The following is a 24,014-nucleotide window of genomic DNA, read 5'->3' on the forward strand; positions in this document are numbered from 1 at the left end:
CGCGCCGCATGAGCATGAGCCTTTTGCAACGCATCCTCGTCGAAAAGCCGACCATGGCCGCTGCGGAACAGCGTGTCGCCGCCTTTGTCAGCGCCTCGCCGGCCGAAGTGGTGCGCATGAGCATGGCGCGCCTGTCGCAGGCCTGCTCGGTCAGCGACCCCACGATCCTGCGCTTCTGCCGGCGGTTCGGCTTCGATGGCTACCAGGAGTTCAAGCTGCAGCTCGCCCAGAGCCTGGTGCCGTCCGCCCCCTTCTCCTACGAGCAGATTGTGGCGGCCGACAGTATCGACAATATCGTGCGCAAGACCTGCCGCAACTCGCTCAACGCCATCCAGCGGCTGCTGGAAGATTTCGACGCCCAGCAGATCGGCATCGCCGCCGAGCGCCTGGCCGAGGCGAACTGGATCGGCATCTACGCGACAGGCATTTCGGAGGTGACGGCACTCGATGCCGAGCACAAGTTCCAGCGGCTGGGGCTGCGCTGCCAGGCCCTGCTCGGACCCAAGACGCAGTGGATGCACGCGGAAAGCGCCCGCCCCGGAGAGGTCGCCCTGATCTTCTCGCAGTCGGGCCACACCAAGCAGATGGTGGAGGTGGCGATCGCCGCACGCGCCGGTGGCGCCCGGGTCGTGTCCATCGCCGCCGGCGACAGCCCGCTGGCGCGCGTGTCGGACGTGACCGTGGCCGTCCTGCCCTATGACCGCACGGAACTGATGACGCCGCTTGCCTCGCGGCTGAACCACCACCTCGTCATCAACATGCTCGTCACCGCCATTGCCGTAACGAGCGGCAGCGAATTCCCCGATCAGTTGCCTGCCCTGGATTCCTGGCAGACCGACAAGATCTGACGATCAACCTGACATGAGCCGCGGCCGCGGCACGGGAGCAAGACAAAATGAGCACACAGGACGAAGCCAAGAAGGTCGCCGGCCGCCGCGTCATCGCGGATTTCGTGAAGGACGGTATGAAGCTCGGGCTTGGCTCCGGCACGACGTCCCACTTTTTCGTGCGTGAACTCGGCAAGCTCGTGGCCGACGGCCTGCAGGTGACCTGCACCACCACCTCCCGCTCGACGAACGATGTCGCGCGCGAGGTCGGCATCGCCATCACCGACCCGAACGAGATCGGGCTGATCGACCTGACCGTCGATGGCCCGGACGAGGTCGACCGCCAGTTCAACATGATCAAGGGCGGCGGGGCCTGTCTTCTGTGGGAAAAGATCATCGCCCATTCCTCGCGGCAGATGATCTGCGTCTGCGACGAGACGAAGATCGTCGACAGACTGGGCGGCTTTCCCCTGCCCGTCGAAGTCGTCCAGTTCGCCTGGAAGCAGACGCAGCGCCAAGTGGCGGACGTCCTTGCGGCGCACGGACTGGCGGGTGTGGAAATGGTGCGCCGCGCCCGTGACGGAACGCCCGTCGTGACCGACAGCGGGAACTTCATCCTGGATTGCCGCTGCATCGCCATCGAGGACCCGGCCCGGCTGGAAACCGAGCTGAACCGAATCCCCGGCGTCGTCGAAAACGGGCTCTTCACGCGTGAAGCGGCCGGGATGGTGGTCGGCCGCTTCGACGGCACGTCCTACATTCAGATGCGCTGACGTAGTAAAACTTGCATTCTGTGGCTGCCCACTCATCACCGTGGGACGCCAGGCGGCGCTGCAGGGCCGCTACGTGCTATCTGCGTTGAAATCAATGCAGATCAGCCCGTAGTGCCGGCTGCTCATGGAAGCGTTCCAGACTGTTCGTTCGGGGAACAGCGCCTTGACACGGCGGTGGTTTGTAGCAAAACTAGATACCAGGATCAGCCTGGCTGAGGGAGGAAAGACATGACGCGAATCAAGGGAATGAACCGCCGCAACGTTCTTGCCATGGGTGCTGCGCTGGGCGCGGGCATGCTGGCGGCGCCGAGCGCCTTTGCGCAGGGACGGAAGTTCATTCCGTTCTCCAACAAGAGCCTCGACTACTACTTCTTCGTCATCGAGGAAGAGGCCGTGAAGCGCGCCGTGCAGGCGCAGAGCTTCGAGTTCCAGGCCACCAACGCCAATTTCGACAATACGCGCCAGCTCGAGCAGTGGCAGAGCCTGATGCTCTCGCAGCCCTCTGCCCTGGTGGCCGATCCCATCGACAGCCAGGCCATCGTCAGCGCCATTCGCCGCTACAACCAGCGCAACATTCCGGTGGCGGTCATCGACACGCCGTCCGATGGCGGCGATGTGGCGATCACGGTGAGCTTCGACAATTTCCAGGGCGGCGTCATGGCCGCCAACGAGATCATCGACCGGCTGAAGCAGAAGTATGGCAGCCCGCGCGGCACGGTGCTCAACTGCTACGGGGCCCTCGCCTCCGTTGCCTGGCGCCTGCGCAAGGAAGGCATGGAATCGGTCTTCGCGCAGTATCCGGACATCAAGTATCTGGCGCGGCCGACCGAAGGCCAGCTCGACCAGATGCTGGCCGTCACCCTGTCGACCCTGTCGGAGTTCCCCGAACTCGACGCCGTACACGCGCCTTCGGACTCTCCGTCCCGCGGCATCGTCACGGCCCTTCAGCAGCGCGATCGCTGGAAGAAGGTGGGCGAGGAAGGACACGTTATCTTCGTCAACATCGACGGTGAGCCCGTGGCCCTGAAGCGGATCCAGGAAGGCTACATGGATTCCTGCGTGTCCCAGGATCCCATCGCCTATGGCGAGATCGCCGTGGAAATGCTGATCAAGCACTCCCTGAACGGCCAGGCCGTGCCGATCGGCACCTACGAGAACGACAAGTACTTCTGGCAGAAGGGCGAGATCGTGGAGGGCAAGACCGGCCCGACGCTGATCATCCCGGCCTTCGTCATCAACGGCGACAATGCGAATGACCCGCGCCATTGGGGCACCGTCGCCGAGAAGGACTGGGGCATCGCCTACACGTGAGCCAAGGGCGGATGGCGGCCGGAGTACGGCCGCCATTCCCCTCTGTCCAGGCGCGCCCGGAGCGGCGCCCGTCGAGGTCAAGAAGGACTGGCGCGACCATGCAGATTGCCGACAAGGCGTCCGTCCCCGCCCATGGGGACACGATCCTTTCCATCGAGAACGTGTCCAAGAGCTACGGCCCGGTCAATGCGTTGCGCAACGTATCGCTGACGATACGGCGCGGCACGATCCACGGCCTGCTCGGGGAAAACGGTGCCGGAAAGTCCACCCTGGTCGGCATTATCTCCGGCCAGCGGACGGCGACGTCCGGCCGCGTGTCCATGGACGGGGTGGAGGTGCACGGCGCCGATGTGAAGGCCATGGAAAAGGCCGGCGTGTTCCTGGTGACCCAGGAGCCCATGATCATCGACAATATGTCGGCCGCCGAAAACCTGATGCTCGGCATCTGGCCCGAGCGCAGCGGCTTCGTGGACTGGAAGCGGATGCGCGCGGAAGCGGCCCGGATGCTGGAAGGCTCCGGCATTGCGGCCGATGCCATTGCAGGGCGCCTCGATGCCGTCGCCCGGCGCAAGCTCAACATCCTGCGCGCCATGTATTCGGGCGGGCGTGTCATCATATTGGACGAGCCGACCGCCGCGCTCACCGTCGCCGATCGGGACATTCTGTTCGACTTCATGCGGCGCTTGAAGCGTGAGGGCGTCACCTTCGTCTTCATCTCGCACTATAATGACGAGATCCTCGACATTTGCGACGCGGTTTCCGTCCTGCGGGACGGCGCCCTTGCGGGCGGCAGCGAAGACCTTTCGCAATTGACCTCGGCCGGCCTGTCGGAACTGGTGCTCGGGCGAGGGCTCGACCTGTTCCAGCGGCAGCGCACCGCGCCGCCGGCCACCGAGCCCATCGTGGTCAGGAATGTCGCCGGCAAGGGCCTGGCGCTCGAAAGCCTGTCGATCCGGCCGGGGGAGATCGTCGGCTTCACCGGGCTGCCCGGCTCGGGCGCCAAGGAACTGGCCCGCGCCATATTCGGCTTCCTGCCCGGCGTATCGGGGACGATCCGCTTCGGCACGCAAGGTGAGACCCCATTGCCGCGCTCCCCGCGCGATGCGTTCAACACGGGCATCGCCTATCTGTCGGACGACCGCCGACGGGACGGATCGGTGGGGCAGCTCCCCATCGGACAGAACATCGCCATGTCGTCGCTGGAGCGGCGCAGCCGCGGCGGCTTCATCGACGCAAGGGCCGAAGGCGGCGTGATCGACCGCTTCTTCAAGGCCATGGGCATCAAGGCGCCAAGCCCGGACTATGCGGTCGACACCTTGAGCGGCGGCAACCAGCAGAAGGTCTGCCTTGGCCGGGTGCTGGCCACCGAGCCGCGGCTGCTTATCGTGGATGAGCCGACACGTGGCATCGATGTCGGCGTGAAGCAGGACGTCCTGCGCATCCTCGACGAATTGAGCCGCAAGGGCGTGGCCATCATCATCGTCTCGACCGACAGCGACGAGCTTGCCCGCGCGGCCGACCGTGTCTGCATCTTCGGCGGGGGCAAGGTCGTCCACGTGGTCGAAGGCACCGATATCACGTCCGACACCTTGCGCCGCCTGGCGCAGATGTGACGCGGGCGAACCTCTACAGGAGACTGCCATGAATGAAGCAATCGCGACCGCCGCGCCAGCACCGAGCCCGGCCGCGAAGACGCGCCGGGGCCATGTCCTCCTGGGCTGGGTCCTGCACAATGTGGTCTGGATCTGGCTCGTCGCGCTGGTCGTTCTGTTCGGATCCTTCAACGAATTCTTTTTGACGGTCTTCAACCTCCAGAACATCATGGTCCAGGCGACCGTGCTCGGCATGCTGGGCCTGGCCGTCGCGCTGCCGCTTCTGGTGGCGGAGATCGATCTGTCGATTCCGGCCAATCTGGGCTTCTCTTCGGCCATCGGCGCCCTCGCCTATTCCGATCTCGGCCTGCCCTGGTTCGTGGCCATGCTGGCCGGCGTCGGCGTGGCGACGGCGATCGGCTTCTTCAACGGCCTGTGCATCACCCGGTTGCGCATGGTCTCGCTCATCGAAACGCTGGCCATGATGATCATCCTGCAGGGCGCGCTTCTGGCGCTCACGCAGGGCAAGACGCTGACCAACCTGTCCGACGGCTATATCTGGATCGGCCAGGCGACGGTCGGCGGCTGGCCGATCATGCCGCTGGTCTTCGTGGTGGCGTTGGTGGCCATGGGCATCATGCTGACGCGGACCGTCCTCGGCCGCTCCATCTATGCCGTCGGCGGCAATGCCGTGGCATCGGCCGCAGCGGGCATTCGCGTGGCGCGCACGAAGGTGATCGCCTATACCCTGTCGGGCTTCCTGGCGGGTGTCGCCGGCTTCCTCCTGGCGTCGTGGCAGATGGCCATCACCTCCAACCAGGGGTCCAGCTACCTGCTCTATGCCATTGCGGCCCCCATCATCGGCGGCGTCAGCGTGTTCGGCGGGCGCGGCAACGTGACGGGCATTCTGGGCGGCGTCCTGCTCCTGACGATCATCCAGGTCGGCCTGGCGATCATCTCCGTTCCGTCCTTCTATGTCGGCATGATCGGCGGCTTCATGATCTTCATCGCCGTCGCGATCGATGCGGTGCGCGTGCGCTACTTCAGCTAAGGGCTGCGACAAACTGACTGCGGCGCGGCCGGCTGGACCGCGCCGCATTCTTGCCTAAATTCTTTCCGGAGTGTTAATTCCGGAGGAACGGCTTTGAGTATTCAGTCCGAACTGCCTTCCGATCTTTGCATCGTCCCGGACGAAGTCATGGTGCGTCGGCGCGTCCTGCCGGCCGGCACCTATTGCGGCCGCCACGAAGGGCCGAGCTTCCGCATCATCCTGACAGACGAGGATGCCCGCCGCTTCGGCTACCGCCGCCCGGCGCTGGACGTGACCGAACTCGTCGAGGACGGATATGTGGAGTGGCGCCCGGCCTGAGCGGGGCCGCCATCACCCAAAGAGGACGCCCGGATTGAGGATCGCATGCGGATCGAGCGCCTGCTTGATGGACCGCATGACCGAAAGCTCGGCCGCTGAGCGGGATAGCGGCAGCCATTCCCGCTTGAGCCGGCCGATCCCGTGCTCGGCCGAGACAGAGCCGCCCAGCGCGCCGACGGCCTGGTAGACGATCGATTCCATGGCGTGGATGGCATTGGGACCGGCGGACGTGTCGTGCAGCACCACATGGATGTTGCCATCTCCCAGATGGCCGAAGAACAGCGCGCGCGCGTCCGGACAGGCTGCGTGTATCCGTTCGCGACACCCTGAAACGAAAGCGGGGATCTGCGGCAAAGGCAGGCTGACATCCAGATTGTGGAGGCCGGGCAGCGCATCGTCGAGCGGCAGGCACTCGCGCACGTCCCAGAAGCGGCGCGCATCGGCCAGCGAGCGGGCCAGTAGGGCGTCCTCGATGAGCCCGTCCTCGAAAGCGCGCTCCAGGAAAGGCTCCAGCGGCTCCTCCGCTTCGATCAGCAACACAATCCCGGCGGGTTCATCGAAGAGTTTCAGCCGGCAGAGCTGCTCGGACAATTCGAAATAATCCGGCCACATCGCCTCGAAGGCCGCAAGGCGCAGCGTGGCCCGTGCCGCCGCCAGAAGCGGCAGGGCGGCTGCCGCGCCTGGCAGGGCGCACAATGCCGTATGGCGTTCGGCCGGCTGCGGCCACAGGCGGATCACCGCACGGGTGATGACGCCGAGCGTCCCTTCCGAACCGATCATCAGCCCGGTCAGATCGTAGCCCGTATTGTCCTTCACCATCGGGTTCAGATGCGACAGGACGCGCCCGTCGGCCAGCACGACCTCCAGGCCCAGGACGTTCGACCGCGTCGTGCCGTAGCGCACCACGCGCAGGCCACCCGCATGGGTGGCAAGGACCCCGCCGATCTGCGCCGAGCCACGGGCGCCGAGATCGATCGGGAAGACGAGGCCCGCTGCTGCCGCCGCATCCTGCGCGTTCTGGAGGACGGTGCCGGCCCGCACCAGCATGGTACCCGCCACGGGGTCGATCGCCTCCACCCCCGCAAAGCGGGCAAGAGAAACGGCAAGGTGGTCTTCTGCTCCGTTGGCGCCGCCCGCCAGCCCGGTCAGCCCGCCCTGCATGACGACAGGCTGGTGCCGGGCATGGCATGCAATAAGGACGGCGGAGAGTTCGTCGACGGTGGCCGGAGCCAGCCATGCGGCCGGCATGTGACGCCCCGTCCGGCTTTCGTCCGACCGTGCGCCAGCCGGCATGTCAGGCCCCATGCGCATCCCGCCGGGTCCCAGAATGCGCAGAAGTTCGGCGACGAAATCCGGGTCGAGCACGGCGGGCCATCCTTTTGAGGCGCGCGAGGGCCAGGGGCACCACGGCGCGCTCCCGCCTAGCATCCGGCGCAGCGGCGCGCCAGACGTGCGGCCGGCTCAGACGCGCAAGGCGGCCTGCCGGCCGTAGAGCGTCAGGAGCGCCAGGAGCGTCAGCCCGAAGATCACCTGCCGCGCCCAGACATCCAGATTGAGCGTGATGAGGACGCTCTGCAGAAGGGTCAGCACGACCGCGCCGGCGACCGTGCCGAGATAGCCGCCGGAGCCGCCGGCCAGCGACGTGCCGCCGATGACCACGGCGATGATGGACGGCAGGACATACTGGTTGCCGACGCTGATGAAGCTTGTCCCGGTATAGCCGATGACGAAGAGCCCGGTCAGTCCGGCGAAGAAGCCGGACAGGCCGTAGATGAGGATGCGCACCAGCGTGACGCGGACCCCCGTCAACGCGGCGGCGCGCTCATTGGCGCCGATGGCATAGACCGAGAAGCCGAAGCCGGTCCGCCGCAGCATGAAGAGCATGATGGCGGCAATCGCCGCCCAGGCGAAGAGAATGCCGGGAATGCCGAGGAGGAAGGGCCGGTTGACGAAGGCCGACAGGATGGGCGCCGCATTGCCGGACGGCACGCCCTGCGAATAGACGACGAGCGCGCCCTGGATGACCGCCGTCATGCCGAGGGTCATGACCAGTGGCGGGATGCGCAGGAGCGTGATGCCGCAGCCGTTGATCAGGCCGATCAGGAAGGGAATGCCGGCAGCTGCCAGAAGCGCCAGCGGAATGGCCGTGTTCTGCCCGTCCATGACGTTGCCGGCCAGCACCGCGCCGAGCGAGATCATGGCCCCGACCGACAGGTCGATCCCCTCCCGCCCGCCCAGGATGACGAGGTTCTGCCCGGCGGCCACGATGCCCAGGATCGCCGCCACGGTCAGAAGGCTGACGATCTGCGAGCCGCGTGCGAAACCCGGTGACAGGATTTCCCCAATGGCGAGCAGCGCCACGGCGGCCACCAGGGCCAGCGTCAACGGATCGGTGGCGAGCGAACGAAAGGAGCGTGTCATGCGGCGCGCCTCGTGACCAGAACGCCGCCGGCCAGCGCCAGCAGCACGATGAGCCCCTGCACCAGTGTCTGGTACTCGAAGGGCAGCCCTGCAAAAAAGATGACGTTGCCGATAAGCCCGAGGACGAGCGCGCCGATCACCGTCCCGGCGACGCCGCCCTGCCCGCCCGACAGCGCCGTGCCCCCGAGCACGACCGCCGAGATGGAGGACAGCGCCAGCGTGCTGCCGAGCAGCGGATCACCGGATGCGGTCTCGCCCGTCAGGCACAGGGCGGCCAGGGCGGAGAAGAGGCCGGACAGGCCATAGGCCATGACGCGCAGCCGCACGAGCGGAAGGCCCGTCTGGAAGGCGCCGGCGCGATTGCCGCCGACCGCCAGAAGATGTGCGTAGAAGATGCTCCGCGCAAGGATCGCCGTGGCAATGGCCGCGCCGGCCAGGATCAGGACGACGGTCGGCACGCCGAACAAGGCGCCGGCATAGCCCATCCAATAGGCATCGGGCACCGGCAGGCCCGCCTGCGGCAGGACCCAGATGGCCGCCCCGGCCAGGACGATGCCGGTGGCGAAGGTCGTCACGATGGGCTGCAGCCGCAGAACCGCCACGAGCACGCCGTTGATAAGGCCCGCCGCAAGCCCTGCGGCAAGGCCGGCGGCCATGCCGTAGGGTATGGCATCCGGCCCATTGCCGAGGCTTGCGAAGACCGACACGGTGACCACGTTGCTCAAGGCCACGACGCTGCCGACCGACAGGTCGATATCGCCCGCCAGGATGACGTAGGTCTGGCCGATCGCCACCAGGATGAGTGGCAGGAAGGTGGTCAGGTTGGATTGCAGGACGCCGGGCTCGATGAAGCTCGGCTGCAACCAGGCGTTCACGCCGGCCAGCAACAGGAAGACGACGAGGGTGATCAGCCAGGGCTGTTGCCGCAGGATCCGCGTCATGCCGCGTCTCCATAGGCCGCGCGGGTCAGGTTGACGGCGTTCATGCGATCGCCGGTCAGCTCGGAGACGATCCGGCCGCCATTGAACACGATGCAGCGGTCCGTATGGTCCAGCACTTCGGAATCCTCGGAGGAGTAGAACAGGATCGCCGCGCCGCCATCGGCCAGTTCCCGCATGAGCTTGAACAGGTCGGCCTTGGCGCCAAGGTCGATCCCCTTCGTCGGATCGTCCAGGAGCAGCAATTGCGGCTGCGTGGCCAGCCAGCGGGAGATGAAGATCTTCTGCTGATTGCCGCCGGACAGGGAGCCGATCGGGGCGTCGAGGTCGGAATATTTGGTGGCGAGCTGCCGGGCGGCGGCCTCTGCGCGGCGGCGCAGCGGCTTGGCGCGGATAAGCCGCGTGCGCTCGCGTGAAAGAATTCCCGCCACGAGATTCTCGAAGATCGATCGGCCATGCAGGGCAGCGTCACGCCCCCGGTCGCCCGAGACATAGGCAAAGCCCCGGCGGACGGCGTCCTGCGGGCGGCGTATGCTGATGGGCTGACCCTGCCAGCGCAGCGTTCCGCGCCGGATGGGCTCGGCACCGAACAGAGCGCGCAGCAGTGCCGACTGGCCCTGCCCCTGCAGGCCCGCCAGGCCGACGACCTCGCCCGGGCGCAGCGCCAGGGTCACATCGGTAAAGCGCGCGCCGGACACATCTTCCAGAAGGAGCAGCGGTGCGACGCCATCCCCGGGAGCGCGGCCGCGCCCTGCCGGCGCGGACACCTCCCCGACCATATGGTGGACCACCTCGGCGCGGTCGGTTGCCGCCACGTCGAGGCGCGCCACGGTGGCGCCGTTGCGCATGACGGTGATCCGGTCGCAAATGGCGAAGACTTCATCCAGCCGGTGCGAGATCATGATGGTGGAGACGCCTTCGGCCCGACGCGCGGCCAGGATCTCGAACAAGCGCGCCGACTGGCGGCCGTCGAGCGCCGCCGTCGCCTCGTCCATGATCATCAGCTTGGGATCGGCGGCGAAGACCTTCAGGATTTCGACGATCTGGCGCTCATCCGGCGACAGGTCCGCGACCAGCGTCTGCGGATTGAGGTTCGGCCCGACGACGCCTTCGAAGAGCGCGATCAGTTCGGCCGCGCGGGCGCGCATCCGCTTGCGGTCGATGAAACCGCCCCGGCTCGGCTCCCGCCCCAGGACGATGTTACGCTCCACCGAAAGCTGAGGAATGAGGCTCAACTCCTGATAAAAAAGCGATATTCCGGCGCGTTCGGCATCGTGCGGGGAACTGAAGCTGCGGTCCTGCCCGTCGAAGCGCAGCACGCCCGCATCGGGGCCGAGCGCGCCGGCCACCACCTTGCACAGCGTGCTCTTGCCGCAGCCATTGGCGCCCAGAAGGGCGTGGATCTCTCCCCGCGCGACGGTCAGATCGCCCTTCACCAGTGCGCGAACGGCACCGAAGGACTTGGCGATTCCGGCAGCTTCCAGAACGGCCGACATGGCGCCTCCCGCATTCTCGTGGCTGGGACATGGAGCGGGCCCGGCACGCGCTCGGCGCGCCAGGCCCTTCGCAGTCTTACTTGAAGAAGGCTTCGGCCTGTTCGGGCGTGACGGTCGCCGTCACCGACCAGTAGCCTGGCTTGTCCTTGGCCGCTTCCAGATTCTCCGCCAGATTGTCATTGTCGACGAAGGGGATCGGGATGTAGATCGCGTTGCCGTTCGGCCCGCCGAAGACGCCTTCCTTGAACTCGCGCCCCTGCAGGGCCAGGACGGCCACATTCAGCGCACTGGCCATGACGCCCGGAGGGTTGACGGAGGCGGCCGAGTTCAGCTTCTCGCGCTCCCAGCGGGTCATGAAGTCTTTGCGGATCTCGCCCGTGGCGGCGATGGAGTCCTTTTTGCCGGCTGCCTCGATGGCGCGCCAGGCGCCATCGGCCATGCCATCCTGAACCCACACGCCCTGGATATCCGGGTAAGTCGCCAGAAGGTTCTGCATGGTCTGCTGGCCCTGGGCCTGGTCCCAATTGGCATTCGCCTCGTTCAGGACCTTGATGTCCGGGAACTGGGCGAAAACCTCCTTGTAACCGGCCACGCGCGCTTCATTGGCGGGGTTGCCGGCAATGCCGTTGATGGTCACCACATTGCCCTTGCCGCCCAGCGTTTCGGCGAGCCAGCGGGCCGACTGCTCGGCCCAGGCCTTTTGGTCGATGCCGACATAGATCGCATCGCCCGAGGCGACTTCCGCGTCCGTCGCCACGACGAGGATGTCCCGCGCCTTGGCCTGCGCGAAGACCGGGCTGAAGGCTGTCGGGCTGCCCGGGTTGATGATGATGGCGTCGACGCCCTGGTTGATGAAGTTGCGGATGTGGCCGATCTGGCCCTGCACGTCCACGTCGCCGCTCTGCACGACGACCTCGACATCCACACCCTTGTCCTTCCACGCGGCGGCGGCAGCCTGCGCTTCCTCGATCATCTGGGTCCGCCATTCGGACCCCACGAAGCTGTTGGACAGCCCGATGCGGAGCGTCTCCGCATGTGCCGCACCCGCCATCAGCGCGCTTGCGACAGCGGCGCACACCATAGTCCGGATCATGCTCATCCTCCCAAGATCTCCCAACCCGAAGTTGAAAATGTAATCGATAACATACGCCTATGCAAACGGGATTTTAGGCCTGCGCCAGACGGCGCCGGGCGCTTGCCGGATGGCCGTCAGTGGCCGAGGGGCGCCGTCGAAGCGCGGACGACGAGGGTGACGGGGATGATCGTCTCCTCGTCGAAGGCCTCGCCCTGCAGAAGGCCGAGCATCCGCCGTGCCGCCGCTTCTCCGATCACCTCGCGCGGCTGGCAGATGGTGGTGAGTGCGGGTGTGACGTGCCCTGCAAATTCGATATCGTCGAAGCCGACGACGGAGATGTCGCCCGGGACCTGCAGGCCGAGGATCTGCAATTGCGCGATCAGGCCGCAGGCCATTTCGTCATTGTCGCAGACGATGGCCGTCGGGCGATCCTGCATGGCGGCCAGGCAATGGGCCGCGGCCTGCCCGCTGCCCAGCGTAAAATCCCCCGCAAAGGACCATTCCGGGCGCAACTCGAAGCCGCGCAGGCGCATGGCCTCGGTGTAACCAGCCGTTCGTGCCTGCGTCAGCCGGTTGTCCGCGGGGCCGGACAGATGGCCGATCCGCCGGTGCTTCAACTCGGCCAGATGCGTCACAGCCATGGCGGCGCCGCCCGCATTGTCGGCCAGGATGCGCGGCGCATCCAGCCCGTCGATCCATTCGCAGGCCTGCACCACGGGCGGGGCCGCGCCGGCAGATAGAACCTCGGCGGGAATAGATCCATCCAGGACGATCAGCCCGTCGGTGCGCGAACGTCCCGCAAAATCCAGGAGGCGGCCACGCTCGTCGGGCATCATCCGCGTATCGGCGACGAGGAGGTTCACCCCTTCCGCCCGCAGGACGGCGCCGATGCCGGCCAGGATCCGGGAGAAGAACGGATTGGCAAGGCTCGGCACCAGCGCCAGCACGTTGCCCGTCCGGTTCTGCCGCAGGTTCCGGGCTGCGATGTTGACCGTATAGCCCGTCTGCCGGATCGCGTTTTCCACCGCCGCGCGCGTGGCGGGCGATACGAGTTCGGGATTGGTCAGGGTACGACTGACCGTGGCCGTGGACACACCGGCGATCCGGGCCACGTCACGCACACGTGGCGGCTTGCCCTCGGCCTGTCTGTCGTCGCTCACAGTCATTCCCGACCCCGATGGAAAAACGGCCACAATGCGGGCTTCCCTCCGCTTGTAAAGCCATGCTGCTTTTGCCAGAGTGCATGAAATCGATTACAAAAGCCATGAACATGGTTTCATCTGGGAGGGTCGGATGAAGACGCTGAAGGGGCCGGGTCTGTTCCTGGCGCAATTCGTCGGGGGCACAGCGCCCTTCGATTCGCTGGACGGGCTGGCGGGATGGGCAGCCGGCTGCGGCTATATCGGGCTCCAGGTCCCAACCGGGGATTTGCGCCTGATGGACGTGGAGCGCGCCGCCACCTCCCGCGATTATGCGCAGGAGCTGGCCGGCAGGCTCGCCGCACATGGCACCTGCTTCACCGAACTCTCCGCCCATCTGCAAGGCCAGCTCGTGGCCGTGCATCCGGCCTACGATACGCTCTTCGACGGCTTTGCGCCGGCGCATCTGCATGGCCGCCCGGCGGCCCGCCAGCAATGGGCGGTGGACCAGCTGCGCAAGACCCTGTCGGCCGCGGCCAATCTGAACCTGCCCGCCATCGCCGCCTTTTCCGGCGCCCTGGCCTGGCCCTTCGTCTACCCCTGGCCGCAGCGCCCGGCCGGGCTGATCGAGGCGGCCTTTGACGAGCTTGCCGCGCGCTGGCGCCCGATCCTCGACCATGCGGAGGATGTCGGCGTCGACATCTGCTTCGAAATCCATCCGGGCGAAGACCTGCATGACGGCGTGAGCTACGAGATGTTCCTGGAGCGGGTGGGCAACCATCCGCGCGCCAGAATGCTCTACGATCCCTCGCACTATGTCTTGCAAGGCCTTGATTACCTTGCCAATATCGACATTTACCATGAGCGGATCGGGATGTTCCACGTCAAGGATGCGGAGTTCAATCCAACCGGGCGCCAGGGTGTCTATGGCGGCTACCAGTCCTGGGTGGACCGGGCCGGCCGGTTCCGCAGCCTCGGTGACGGTCAGGTGGATTTCAAGGCCGTCTTCTCCAAGCTGACGCAATACGGCTTCGGCGGATGGGCCGTGGTGGAATGGGAGTGCGCCCTGAAACATCCGGAGGACGGTGCGCGTGAGGGCGCCGCCTTCGTGCGCGAGCATATCATCCGCGTGACGGACCGCGCCTTCGACGATTTCGCCGGCGCGGGGACGGACGCGGCGCGCAACCGGCAGATACTCGGCCTCGGGAGGGAACAGTAATGGACGACATTGCCCCCATTCGCCTCGGAATGATCGGCGGCGGCAGTGGCGCCTTCATCGGTGCCGTGCACCGGATCGCGGCGCGGCTCGACGGGCATTACACGCTGGTCGCCGGCGCCCTCTCCTCCACGCCCGACAAGGCGCGGGAGAGCGGCCTGGCGCTGGGCCTTTCGCCCGAGCGCAGCTATGACGATTTTCGCAAGATGGCCGTGGCAGAGGCGCGCCGGCCGGACGGCATCGAGGTGGTCGCCATCTGCACGCCCAACCATATGCACCTTCCGGTGGCGGAGAAGTTCCTGAAGCGCGGGATCCACGTCATCTGCGACAAGCCGCTGACGGGAACGCTCGCCGATGCCAGGCGCATGTGTGCCGCTGTGGGCCGGGGCACGGCCCTCTTCGTGCTGACCCACAACTATTCCGGCTACCCGCTGATCCGCCAGGCGCGGGCCATGGTGGCCGATGGAGCCCTCGGCGCGCTGCGCGTCGTCCAGGTGGAATATGCGCAGGACTGGCTGACCGAGTCTGTCGAAACGCAGGGCTCCAAACAGGCGGAATGGCGCACGGACCCCGAGCGCGCGGGGCTGGGCGGTGCGCTCGGCGATATCGGCACCCATGCCTTCCACCTGTCGCGCTACGTATCGGGCCTGACCGTCGAGAGCCTGGCGGCAGACCTGTCCTCCTTCGGGGCCGGACGGACCCTTGACGACAACGCCCATGTGCTGCTGCGCTATGATGGCGGTGCCAAGGGCATGTTGTGGTGCTCCCAGGTCGCGCCCGGCCATGAGAACGATCTGCGCCTGCGCCTCTTCGGCGACAAGGGCGGGCTCGAATGGCGTCAGGAACAGCCCAACGTCCTGCGCTTCACACCCTATGGCGAGCCGACGCGGCTCATCACCCGCAACGGTGCCGGCTCCGACGCCGCCTGCGCGGCGGCGGCGCGCGTGCCGGCGGGCCATCCGGAAGGCTATCTGGAGGCCTTCGCCAACATCTATTCGGACGCTGCAGCCATGATCCGCGCGGCCCGCAGCGGGCCGGAGGCGATGGAGGCCTCCGGCATTCTTCCAGGCGTCGCCGACGGCGTCGAAGGTGTCTCCTTCGTCGATGCCTGCGTGCGATCCTCCCGCGCGAATGGCCGTTTCGTCACGCTTCGAAGCTGACGCCGGCCCCCTTCAGGAAATGGCCATCAGGCTGGCATTGCCGCCGGCCGCCGCCGTGTTCACGCTGATGGAGCGCTCCTCCACCAGCCATTCGAGGTCGTAGGAGGCGCCGGAGGCGATCTCCTGCGGCGTCAGCGCCTGCACGATGGCGAGCCCGCCATCCTTGTCGCTCAGGCGCCGCTGGATATGCGCCACGCGCTCGGCGCTGCCTTCGATCAGCACGGCCGTGACCTGCGCGGGAATGGCGCCATCCTTCAGGACCACCGGCCGCAACTCGGCCGGCAGCCGATCCAGCGCAAAGCGGGTCATGTCGCGGGCGGGCACCGCCACGCGGTTGCCAGCCGCCAAGGCAGCGCCCATCTGCACGGCCAGCCCGCGCTCGGTTTCGCCCAGCAGGAGCACCATGCCGCGCGGCTGGATCTCGTAGCTGTTGCGCTCGCCCACCGGGCCGGGCAGGTCCGCGCGGTAGCCGAGCGGGCTCGTCTCGGCGGCGGCCCGCACCGTATCGGCAGCGCTTGCCTGGCCGATCTGCACCAGCCAGTTGGCAAAGGCGGCGAAGGCCGGCGGTGCCGCACCCACGAGGACCGGTTCGCCTTCGGTCTGCATCAGGCGGCGCAGATAGAGCGGCCCGCCCGCCTTGGGTCCCGTTCCGGACAATCCGCGCCCGCCGAAAGGCTGCACGCCCACGACAGCGCCGATCACGTTGCGGTTTACATAGACATTGCCGACATCGATGCCCGACAGGACCGTGTCCACCGTCTCGTCGATGCGCGTGTGCAGCCCGAAGGTCAGCCCATAGCCCGTGGCGTTGATGGATTCCAGAAGCTGCGCCAGCCCATCGCGCCGATAGCGCAGCACATGCAGGACCGGGCCGAACACCTCGCGCCCCAGCTGAGCGATATCGTCGATCTCGATGATGGTCGGTGGCACGAAGGTGCCATGCGCCGCGTCCGGGCCGAGCTCAGCCTGCGTCACCCGGTGGCCTTTGCCACGCATCTCCTCGATATGGGCGAGGATCGTGCCGCGCGCTTCCTGCGTGATGACCGGCCCGACATCGGCCGACAGCCTGTCGGTACGCCCGATGGCCAGTTCCGCCATGGCCCCACGCAGCATGTCCAGCGTGCGCTCCGCCGCCTCGTTCTGGACGCACAGGATGCGCAGCGCCGAGCAGCGCTGCCCCGCACTGTCGAAGGCCGAGGCGACGACGTCGCCCACGACCTGCTCGGTCAGGGCCGAGGAATCGACGATCATCGCGTTCTGTCCGCCGGTTTCCGCAATGAGCGGAGCGATCCGGCCATCGGCCGTGCGGCGGCCCGCCATGGCGGTTTCGATCAGCCGCGCCACTTCGGTCGAGCCGGTGAACATGACGCCGCTGACATCGGCATGGGCCGTCAACGCGGCACCGACCTCTCCCGCGCCCGGAACGAAGATCAGCGCATCCTCCGGAACGCCGGCTTCGTGCAGGAGCTGCACTGCTGCAAAGGCCGTCAGCGGTGTTTCCTCGGCCGGCTTGGCAAGGACGCCGTTGCCGGCGGCCAGGGCCGCGGCGACCTGCCCGGTAAAGATGGCCAGCGGGAAGTTCCAGGGGCTGATACAGGCGACGACACCGAGTGGCCGCATCGCCCCGCGGGCGGCGTGGCCGCGAATTTCCGCCGCGTAGTAGCGCAGGAAATCCACCGCTTCGCGCAGTTCGGCAACGGCATTGGGCAGGGACTTGCCTGCCTCTCGCACCACGATGCCCAATAGGCGTGCGGTATGCTCTTCGAACAGGTCGGCCGCCCGGTCGAGGCACGCGGCACGCGCATCGGCGCCCTGCGCAGCCCAGCCCTTGGCGCCTCCGATCGCCCGGGCGACGACCGGATCGAGCCGGCCGGCATCGGTCACCTCGACCGATCCGACCTGATCGCGCCGGTCGCCGGGGTTGGTGATCGGCTCGTAGGTGCCGGTGCGCGCCTCGACCGGGGCATCGGCCCGGCAGGGCGTCGCGGCGCTGGCGCGCAGCCCCTGCGCCAGTTCCGCAAGCACATGCTCGTCGGCCAGGTCGATGCCGGCCGAGTTGCGCCGTGCCGAACCGTAGAGCGCGGGCGGCAGAAGGATGGCCGGGTTCGTCGCGCCAACCGGGTCGAGCGCGCGCACCGCGTCCGCCGGGTCAACGGCCAGTTCGTCGACGGGCACCGCTTCGTCGGCGATGCGGTTGACGAAACTGGAATTGGCGCCGTTCTCCAGAAGGCGGCGGACGAGATAGGCCAGCAACGTCTCATGCGTGCCGACCGGCGCGTAGATGCGGCAGGGCCGGTCCAGGCGTTCGTTGCCGACGACCTCCTCATACAGGGGCTCGCCCATTCCGTGCAGGCACTGGAACTCGTACTGGCCGCGCCGATACTGTTCCGGCCCCGCCATGACGTAGATGCTCGCAAGGCTCTGCGCATTGTGGGTGGCGAATTGCGGGAATACGGCATCGGGCGCCGCGAGCAGCTTGCGGGCGCAGGCCAGATAGGCGACGTCCGTATGCGCCTTGCGGGTATAGACCGGGAAGTCGGCCGCGCCGTCCACCTGCGCACGCTTGATCTCGGCATCCCAGTAGGCACCCTTGACCAGCCGCACCATCAACCGGTGCCCGCTGCGGCGGCCGAGGTCGATCAGCCAGTCGATGACGGCCGGGCACCGCTTGCCATAGGCCTGGACCACGAAGCCGATGCCGTTCCAGCCGGCGAGCGAAGGCTCGAAGGCCAGCTCTTCCAGAAGGTCGAGCGAAAGCTCCAGCCGGTCCGCCTCCTCCGCATCGATGTTGAGGCCGATATCGTAGCGCTTGCACAAGGCGGCGAGGTCCCGCACGCGCGGATAGAGCTCATCCATCACCCGCTCGGCCTTGGCCCTGGCATAGCGCGGATGCAGGGCCGACAGCTTGATGGAGATGCCGGGCCCCTCATAGACGCCCTTGCCGTCGGCAGCGGTGCCGATGGCGTGGATCGCCTGTTCGTAATCACGGTAATAGCGCTGCGCATCGGCGGCGGTCATCGCCGCCTCGCCCAGCATGTCGTAGGAATAGCGGAAGCCCTTGCGCTCCATCGCGCGGCTCTTCTTGAGCGCCTCGTCGATGTTCTCGCCCCGCACGAACTGCTCGCCCATCAGCCGCATGGCGATGTCCAGGCCCTGGCGGATGACCGGCTCCCCGAACCGGCCGACGAGGCGAGACAGCGCGCGCGACAGCCCGGCCTCGCTCACCGTAGAGGTCAGCCGCCCCGTCACGAGAAGGCCCCAGGTGGCCGCGTTCACGAAAAGCGAATTGTCGTCATCGATATGGGCGCGCCAGTCCCCCTTGGAGATCTTGTCGCGGATCAGCGCATCGCGCGTCGCACGATCGGGAATGCGCAGCAGTGCTTCGGCCAGGCACATGAGGGCGATCCCCTCCTGGCTCGACAGGGAGTATTCATGGATCAGGCCGGGAATGCCGCTATTGGACGCCTTTGCCCGCAGATCGCCGACCAGCTTTCGCGACAGGGTGCGGATGGCCTGCGCATCCTGCGGGCTTTGCGTGGCGGCCGCCAGGAGCGGCTCCATGCATTCCGGCTCAGGACGGCGGGTGGCCTGCGTAATGGCCTTGCGCAGCGGCGTTTCGGGGCGCACGCGCCGGTCGAAGCGGCTGAAGGGGGCGGACGCGTCCGCCACAGCATCCACGCTCTGTACAATGCCCATGATCGTCTCCCCGCATCTGCGCCGCGGCGCCGGACTATCTTCGTCAGATAGGCCGGAATACGCCGAAATTAAACGGCGATTATGGCGTCCACGCCGCACATTCTTCGGCTTACGAGCGGACAGGCGGTGTCGATCCCGTCAGAGCTGGGACTCCAGCGGCAAAAGCCCGACCAGTGTGGCCAACGCCTTGCGGCCGAAACTCGCTTCCGGCTCGTCCTCGAAGCGCTCTTCGAGCCCGTCCGAACGGCCCCGCCATTCGAGTGCGCCATCCGCGTCGAGCGACAAAGCGTAGCTCATCTCGGGCTGGATCTCCGCCTCGAAGATCGCGTCCATCGCCTGGACGAGGCCCGGCACGGCAAAGAGAACCCCCATTTCCGTGTTGAGCGATACCGAGCGCGGATCGAAGTTGAGGGAGCCGACGAACCCGGCCTCCCCATCGCTGGTAAACGCCTTGGTGTGCAGGCTGGCCCGGCTGGAGCCGCGCAGGCGCAAGCGTTCGCGGCCGGCGGTGGGTTTCAGCTCATAGAGCTCGACACCGTGGATCAGGAGGCTTTCACGGTAGGGAGCGTAGCCGCCATGCACGGCGGCCACGTCCGTCGCCGCCAGGGAGTTCGTCAAAACGCGGACCCTGACCCCCTTGCGCACCAGCGCGGCGAAGAAGTCGGCGCCGCGATCGCCCGGGATGAAGTAGGGCGAGGTGACGTTCACCTGCCGCTGGCTGGCCGCTAGGAGCGGCACCAGTTCTTCCAGTAGGCGGTTGTGCCCCTTCCCGCCGCCACCGGACGCCTTTTGCGGCGGATCGGCGACGATGCGCGCATCCTGCGTCCAGAAGACATGCTCGTCCGCCACCAGCCGGTCAACGGAGATGCGTTCGCGCAGGCGGCGGATATAGGGCGCGGCCTGCGGCGAGCGGGCCAGCCGCTCGATCCGGCCGCGCAGGCGACCAAGGCGTACGGGGCGCCGTCCCGCCAGCGCCCGCACCGGCAGCGCGACGCCGCTGTTCCAGTATTCGTCGAAGACGCGCTCGGTCTGACCGGCCAGTTCCCCCACCCCGACAATGTCCATATCGCGAAAGTTCGAGTTTTCGCCCGCGTCGAAATAGGCGTCGCTGATATTGCGCCCGCCGACGATGGCGATCTGTCCGTCCACGACGAAGGCCTTGTTGTGCATGCGCCGGTTCACGCTCAGCATGCGCAGCGCCATTTCCACCCCGCGCCGGAACGGCTTGTCGCGCGCATGGGTAGGGTTGAACATCCGCACTTCGATGTTGGGATGCCGGTCCACCGCCAGGAAGGTGCGGTCCGACAGGGAGACGCCGATATCGTCTACCAGCAGCCGCACCCTGACCCCGCGATCGGCTGCCCCGAGCAGCTCGCCGAGCATGAGGCGCCCGGTCAGGTCGTCACCCCAGATGTAATACATGGCATCCAAGCTTCGCCCCGCGGCGCGGGCCGACAGGACGCGCACGGCGAAGGCGTCGAGGTTGGATGCGATGAGCGCCAGGCCGCTGCCGGCCTCCCGGCCGGCCCGCAGCCGGTCCGCGATGCGGTCTGCCTCCGTGTCCGGCCCCGAACGCGGCAGGGCATGGGATGGCTTGCCCCGTGCCGCCTCGGCAAAGCGGCCATAGGCGTAGGTCGCGGCCAGAGAGGCCAGCACGAAGACGATGATGACGACCAGCGCGACCGCTAGATATGGCATGGCATGACTGAACCCGAACCGGTCGAGACAACCGACCGCGCAGTGGCCAACTTAAGCGTCCCGGCCGACGGTTCCAGACGCAAGGGTGCCGATTGAGCCTCTACTCGGGACCCAACGCGCCCGGCAAGCATCTCTAAGGAACGTGATGATGCGTCACTATGACGCGGAGGCCGCTGCTCGCGAGCGATACCCAAGGTTTAACAACCGAAAGATGTACAGCGGCTGCGGGCCCTGTACATCTTTGGCGGGAAACCGCGCGCCGCATGCTCACCCGAACGACTGCGGAGACACCACCACACGCAGTGATGCATACTCTTCTGCAATAATTTCAGTTCACTACAGTCATTCAGTGGGGCTTGCTGCCCTGCGGCTGGCCGCAGTATCCTGCGGGCATTTCAATACGTTTATCTCATATCTCATACATTACATCTTTAACATTGAAAACCGTATGTCAGCCATCTCACCTGGCCCGATCAAAGATGCCGCGCATCTGAACGCTTCCGTCGGCACAACCGATTTTGCGGCGGCCGTCCGCTCGTCCGTGCTCGAGCTCGTCTCCTCGGCCCGCATGCTCGGCAAGGCCGAAATGCTGTGCGAGCTGGATTCCGACGCGGACCCGTCGGTGAAAGCCGAGTTCGAGCTGCGCGTGAAGCAGGCGCGCGCCAGCCTTGAACTGCTCATGACCGGGGAAGGCGACAGCCTGCCGCCGACCATCCAGGCCGATCTTCCGGCACCTTCACTGCCTGCTGCTTCATCCAATGCGACCGTGGCGCCATCGCCTGCCGTAGCTCGTGCGGCCCCGGCGGAAACCGTGAAACCTTCGGCTGCCGCTGCCGTTGCGCAAAGCCTGCCCAAGCCCGGCGTCGCGCCGGGTGCGGCTGCCGCCGGCTTCAGTGACTGGGATGAGGAATCACGCGTCGGCCTCGGGCCGATCATCCTCGTGGCGCTGGCCGCGCTGGGGCTTCTGGGATGGTACCTCCTGCACGGGGCGCCCGGAACATCCGGGGCATTTCAATACTACCAGCAGCGCGAGCGCTGCCTGGCGGTGTCCGATGCCCTCCTGGACATGCGCAATGGCCGCACGCCCCGACTGAACGACAGCCGGGAGCAATTGCAGCGGGAAGCCACCATCTGCGACGCCAACGGCATCGACACCGCCCCGCGCCGCTGAGCGCTCCGGTCCGGCAAAGCCGTCAGACACGCGGCAGGCGCCGGCTGGAACCGGATCGCCGGCCCATGGATTTCCCTCAAGCCAGCCATGGGCTGGTCAAGATGGGCCGCGAGGCGTAACTTGCGTTACGGAAAGCTTGTTCCCATTCTAGATTCTGTCGTATGACGCGATCCAAAGTCGCCGCGACAGGCAGCCGCCTGGCAGAAGGCGGGACAAGAGGATCAGAGGAAGCCGGACATGCCCGCATATCGTTCCCGAACGACCACGCATGGTCGAAACATGGCTGGAGCTCGCGGCCTGTGGCGCGCCACCGGCATGAAGGACAGCGATTTCGGCAAGCCGATCATCGCCGTCTGCAACTCCTTCACGCAGTTCGTGCCGGGCCATGTCCATTTGAAGGATCTGGGCCAGCTCGTCGCGCGGGAGATCGAGCTGGCGGGCGGCGTTGCCAAGGAGTTCAACACCATCGCCGTCGATGACGGTATCGCGATGGGCCATGACGGCATGCTCTATTCCCTGCCCTCCCGCGAACTCATCGCGGACAGCGTGGAATACATGGTCAACGCCCATTGCGCCGATGCGATGGTCTGCATCTCCAACTGCGACAAGATCACGCCTGGCATGCTCATGGCGGCCATGCGGCTGAACATCCCGGTCGTCTTCGTGTCCGGCGGACCGATGGAAGCCGGCAAGGTGACCTGGGAAGGCAAGGACAAGAAGCTCGATCTCGTCGATGCCATGGTTGCGGCCGCCGACGAGCGCATCTCCGATGCCGAGGTGCAGGCCATCGAACGCTCGGCCTGCCCGACCTGCGGATCCTGCTCGGGCATGTTCACGGCCAACAGCATGAACTGCCTGACGGAAGCTCTGGGCCTGTCCCTGCCCGGCAACGGCTCCACCCTCGCCACCCATGCCGACCGCAAGCGCCTCTTCGTGGAGGCGGGCCACCTGATCGTCGATCTGGCGCGCCGCTACTACGAGCAGGACGACGAGAGCGTCCTGCCGCGCTCCATCGCCAGCTTCGCGGCCTTCGAAAACGCCATGACGCTCGACATCGCCATGGGCGGCTCCACCAACACGGTGCTGCATCTCCTGGCAGCCGCCCACGAGGCGGAGGTCGACTTCACCATGGAGGATATCGACCGCCTGTCGCGCCGTGTCCCGGTCCTGTGCAAGGTGGCGCCGGCCGTCGCCAACGTGCACATGGAAGACGTGCACCACGCGGGCGGCATCATGGGCATTCTGGGAGAGCTGGATCGCGGCGGGCTGATCGATACGAGCGCGGGCTGCGTGCACGCCGCCAGCATGGCCGATGCCCTGGCCCGCTGGGACGTGAAGCGCACGACAAGCCGTTCGGTGACGGAGTTCTTCCGGGCCGCGCCCGGCGGGGTGCCGACCCAGGTGGCGTTCAGCCAGGACCGCCGTTTCGACGATCTGGACACGGACCGGGAAACCGGCGTCATCCGGGATGTCGCGCATGCCTATTCCAAGGATGGCGGGCTTGCGGTCCTGTACGGCAATCTGGCCGAACTCGGCTGCATCGTGAAGACGGCCGGCGTCGATGAAAGCATCCTGACCTTTTCCGGCCCGGCGCGCATCTTCGAAAGCCAGGATGCGGCCGTCTACGGCATTCTGAACAAGAAGGTCGAGGCCGGGGACGTCGTGCTGATCCGCTACGAAGGGCCGCGCGGCGGACCGGGCATGCAGGAGATGCTGTACCCGACGAGCTACCTGAAGTCGAAGGGCCTCGGCAAAGCCTGCGCCCTCGTGACGGATGGCCGCTTTTCCGGCGGTTCCTCCGGCCTGTCGATCGGCCATGTTTCTCCGGAAGCGGCGGAGGGCGGCACGATCGGCCTGGTCCGGGAAGGCGACATGATCACCATCGACATTCCGAACCGGATCATCCGGCTCGACGTCTCGGACGCTGAACTCGCCAATCGCCGGCTGGAACAGGAAAAGCTCGGCTGGCACCCGGCCGAGCCGCGCAAGCGCCGGGTCACGGCAGCGCTGCGGGCCTATGCCTCCATGACCACCAGTGCCGCGAAGGGCGCCGTTCGGAACATCTGAACCGGCCTGAAGCCAGGTTCGATAAGGGTCCGGCCACAGCGGCCGGGCCCTTTTTCGTGCCCGCA

At 66.8% G+C, this 24,014-nt stretch carries 18 protein-coding genes; 10 read left to right on the forward strand and 8 right to left on the reverse strand.

Annotation, left to right across the window (positions count from 1 at the left end):
* Window positions 1-8 precede the first annotated feature (8 nt).
* The 6 genes from AUL30_RS03095 (at window position 9) to AUL30_RS03120 (ending at window position 5,872) form a co-directional block, all read left to right on the forward strand.
* Window positions 9-848, forward strand: a complete 840-nt coding sequence (locus AUL30_RS03095) for a MurR/RpiR family transcriptional regulator (RefSeq protein ID WP_062226340.1) — start codon at window positions 9-11, stop codon at window positions 846-848.
* 47 nt (window positions 849-895) lie between these two features.
* The gene (rpiA, locus tag AUL30_RS03100) at window positions 896-1,600 is read left to right on the forward strand and encodes a ribose-5-phosphate isomerase RpiA (RefSeq protein WP_062226341.1); all 705 of its coding nucleotides are present in this window, start codon (window positions 896-898) and stop codon (window positions 1,598-1,600) included.
* 228 nt (window positions 1,601-1,828) lie between these two features.
* The gene (locus AUL30_RS03105; RefSeq protein ID WP_062226342.1) at window positions 1,829-2,911 is read left to right on the forward strand and encodes a sugar ABC transporter substrate-binding protein; all 1,083 of its coding nucleotides are present in this window, start codon (window positions 1,829-1,831) and stop codon (window positions 2,909-2,911) included.
* Between the two features lie 98 nt (window positions 2,912-3,009).
* Entirely contained in the window at window positions 3,010-4,524 is a 1,515-nt protein-coding gene (locus AUL30_RS03110; RefSeq protein ID WP_062226343.1) for a sugar ABC transporter ATP-binding protein, read from the forward strand.
* Between the two features lie 28 nt (window positions 4,525-4,552).
* A complete protein-coding gene (locus AUL30_RS03115; RefSeq protein WP_062226344.1) occupies window positions 4,553-5,554 on the forward strand; it encodes an ABC transporter permease in 1,002 nt (333 codons plus the stop codon).
* Between the two features lie 93 nt (window positions 5,555-5,647).
* Window positions 5,648-5,872 (forward strand): hypothetical protein, encoded by a 225-nt coding sequence (locus AUL30_RS03120; RefSeq protein ID WP_062226345.1) that lies wholly within the window; start codon window positions 5,648-5,650, stop codon window positions 5,870-5,872.
* A gap of 12 nt (window positions 5,873-5,884) precedes the next feature.
* Here the strand turns inward: AUL30_RS03120 and AUL30_RS03125 are convergent, their stop codons facing one another.
* The 6 genes from AUL30_RS03125 to AUL30_RS03150 form a co-directional block, all read right to left on the reverse strand.
* Window positions 5,885-7,237 carry an FAD-binding oxidoreductase gene (locus AUL30_RS03125; protein WP_244490690.1) on the reverse strand — a complete coding sequence of 451 codons (1,353 nt, stop codon included), beginning with the start codon at window positions 7,235-7,237 and terminating at the stop codon, window positions 5,885-5,887.
* Window positions 7,238-7,333: 96 nt separating this feature from the next.
* The gene (locus AUL30_RS03130; protein ID WP_062226346.1) at window positions 7,334-8,293 is read right to left on the reverse strand and encodes an ABC transporter permease; all 960 of its coding nucleotides are present in this window, start codon (window positions 8,291-8,293) and stop codon (window positions 7,334-7,336) included.
* Window positions 8,290-9,234: an ABC transporter permease gene (locus AUL30_RS03135; protein ID WP_062226347.1), complete on the reverse strand. Its 945-nt coding sequence runs from the start codon at window positions 9,232-9,234 to the stop codon at window positions 8,290-8,292. The genes AUL30_RS03130 and AUL30_RS03135 overlap by 4 nt, the downstream gene beginning before the upstream one ends.
* Window positions 9,231-10,727 (reverse strand): sugar ABC transporter ATP-binding protein, encoded by a 1,497-nt coding sequence (locus AUL30_RS03140; protein WP_062226348.1) that lies wholly within the window; start codon window positions 10,725-10,727, stop codon window positions 9,231-9,233. The genes AUL30_RS03135 and AUL30_RS03140 overlap by 4 nt, the downstream gene beginning before the upstream one ends.
* Window positions 10,728-10,803: 76 nt before the next feature.
* Complete coding sequence (locus AUL30_RS03145; RefSeq protein ID WP_407638254.1) at window positions 10,804-11,826, reverse strand: substrate-binding domain-containing protein; 1,023 nt, start codon at window positions 11,824-11,826, stop codon at window positions 10,804-10,806.
* 110 nt (window positions 11,827-11,936) lie between these two features.
* Window positions 11,937-12,962: a LacI family DNA-binding transcriptional regulator gene (locus tag AUL30_RS03150; protein ID WP_244490691.1), complete on the reverse strand. Its 1,026-nt coding sequence runs from the start codon at window positions 12,960-12,962 to the stop codon at window positions 11,937-11,939.
* A gap of 133 nt (window positions 12,963-13,095) precedes the next feature.
* Here AUL30_RS03150 and AUL30_RS03155 point away from each other — a divergent pair, with 133 nt between their 5' ends.
* Together AUL30_RS03155 and AUL30_RS03160 are read left to right on the forward strand one after the other, a co-directional pair.
* Window positions 13,096-14,160, forward strand: coding sequence for a sugar phosphate isomerase/epimerase family protein (locus AUL30_RS03155; RefSeq protein ID WP_062226350.1), 1,065 nt, complete (start codon window positions 13,096-13,098; stop codon window positions 14,158-14,160).
* Complete coding sequence (locus tag AUL30_RS03160; protein WP_244490692.1) at window positions 14,160-15,317, forward strand: Gfo/Idh/MocA family protein; 1,158 nt, start codon at window positions 14,160-14,162, stop codon at window positions 15,315-15,317. The genes AUL30_RS03155 and AUL30_RS03160 overlap by 1 nt, the downstream gene beginning before the upstream one ends.
* 12 nt (window positions 15,318-15,329) lie before the next feature.
* On the opposite strand, the gene putA is transcribed toward AUL30_RS03160, so the two are convergent.
* Both putA and AUL30_RS03170 read right to left on the reverse strand, forming a co-directional pair.
* Entirely contained in the window at window positions 15,330-19,013 is a 3,684-nt protein-coding gene (gene putA / locus AUL30_RS03165) for a trifunctional transcriptional regulator/proline dehydrogenase/L-glutamate gamma-semialdehyde dehydrogenase (RefSeq protein ID WP_062226351.1), read from the reverse strand.
* Between the two features lie 138 nt (window positions 19,014-19,151).
* Window positions 19,152-20,711, reverse strand: a complete 1,560-nt coding sequence (locus AUL30_RS03170; RefSeq protein WP_062226352.1) for a phospholipase D family protein — start codon at window positions 20,709-20,711, stop codon at window positions 19,152-19,154.
* A 145-nt stretch (window positions 20,712-20,856) separates the two neighbouring features.
* Here AUL30_RS03170 and AUL30_RS03175 point away from each other — a divergent pair, with 145 nt between their 5' ends.
* Entirely contained in the window at window positions 20,857-21,882 is a 1,026-nt protein-coding gene (locus tag AUL30_RS03175; RefSeq protein WP_192842995.1) for a hypothetical protein, read from the forward strand.
* A 237-nt stretch (window positions 21,883-22,119) separates the two neighbouring features.
* Window positions 22,120-23,949, forward strand: a complete 1,830-nt coding sequence (gene ilvD, locus AUL30_RS03180; RefSeq protein WP_062226354.1) for a dihydroxy-acid dehydratase — start codon at window positions 22,120-22,122, stop codon at window positions 23,947-23,949.
* Window positions 23,950-24,014: the final 65 nt, after the last annotated feature.

Origin of the sequence: Aureimonas frigidaquae, from assembly GCF_001463905.1 — a bacterium.
Taxonomy (GTDB): domain Bacteria; phylum Pseudomonadota; class Alphaproteobacteria; order Rhizobiales; family Rhizobiaceae; genus Aureimonas; species Aureimonas frigidaquae.

Excerpts from the sequence above, each read along its gene's own strand:
- AUL30_RS03145 (WP_407638254.1), bottom strand. The coding sequence starts at position 11,826 with ATGAGCATGATCCGGACTATGGTGTGCGCCGCTGTCGCAAGCGCGCTG.
- AUL30_RS03155 (WP_062226350.1), top strand. The coding sequence starts at position 13,096 with ATGAAGACGCTGAAGGGGCCGGGTCTGTTCCTGGCGCAATTCGTCGGG.
- rpiA (WP_062226341.1), top strand. The coding sequence starts at position 896 with ATGAGCACACAGGACGAAGCCAAGAAGGTCGCCGGCCGCCGCGTCATC.
- AUL30_RS03175 (WP_192842995.1), top strand. The coding sequence starts at position 20,857 with ATGATGCGTCACTATGACGCGGAGGCCGCTGCTCGCGAGCGATACCCA.
- AUL30_RS03105 (WP_062226342.1), top strand. The coding sequence starts at position 1,829 with ATGACGCGAATCAAGGGAATGAACCGCCGCAACGTTCTTGCCATGGGT.
- AUL30_RS03130 (WP_062226346.1), bottom strand. The coding sequence starts at position 8,293 with ATGACACGCTCCTTTCGTTCGCTCGCCACCGATCCGTTGACGCTGGCC.
- putA (WP_062226351.1), bottom strand. The coding sequence starts at position 19,013 with ATGGGCATTGTACAGAGCGTGGATGCTGTGGCGGACGCGTCCGCCCCC.
- AUL30_RS03095 (WP_062226340.1), top strand. The coding sequence starts at position 9 with ATGAGCATGAGCCTTTTGCAACGCATCCTCGTCGAAAAGCCGACCATG.
- AUL30_RS03110 (WP_062226343.1), top strand. The coding sequence starts at position 3,010 with ATGCAGATTGCCGACAAGGCGTCCGTCCCCGCCCATGGGGACACGATC.
- AUL30_RS03160 (WP_244490692.1), top strand. The coding sequence starts at position 14,160 with ATGGACGACATTGCCCCCATTCGCCTCGGAATGATCGGCGGCGGCAGT.
- ilvD (WP_062226354.1), top strand. The coding sequence starts at position 22,120 with ATGCCCGCATATCGTTCCCGAACGACCACGCATGGTCGAAACATGGCT.
- AUL30_RS03135 (WP_062226347.1), bottom strand. The coding sequence starts at position 9,234 with ATGACGCGGATCCTGCGGCAACAGCCCTGGCTGATCACCCTCGTCGTC.
- AUL30_RS03115 (WP_062226344.1), top strand. The coding sequence starts at position 4,553 with ATGAATGAAGCAATCGCGACCGCCGCGCCAGCACCGAGCCCGGCCGCG.
- AUL30_RS03170 (WP_062226352.1), bottom strand. The coding sequence starts at position 20,711 with ATGCCATATCTAGCGGTCGCGCTGGTCGTCATCATCGTCTTCGTGCTG.
- AUL30_RS03140 (WP_062226348.1), bottom strand. The coding sequence starts at position 10,727 with ATGTCGGCCGTTCTGGAAGCTGCCGGAATCGCCAAGTCCTTCGGTGCC.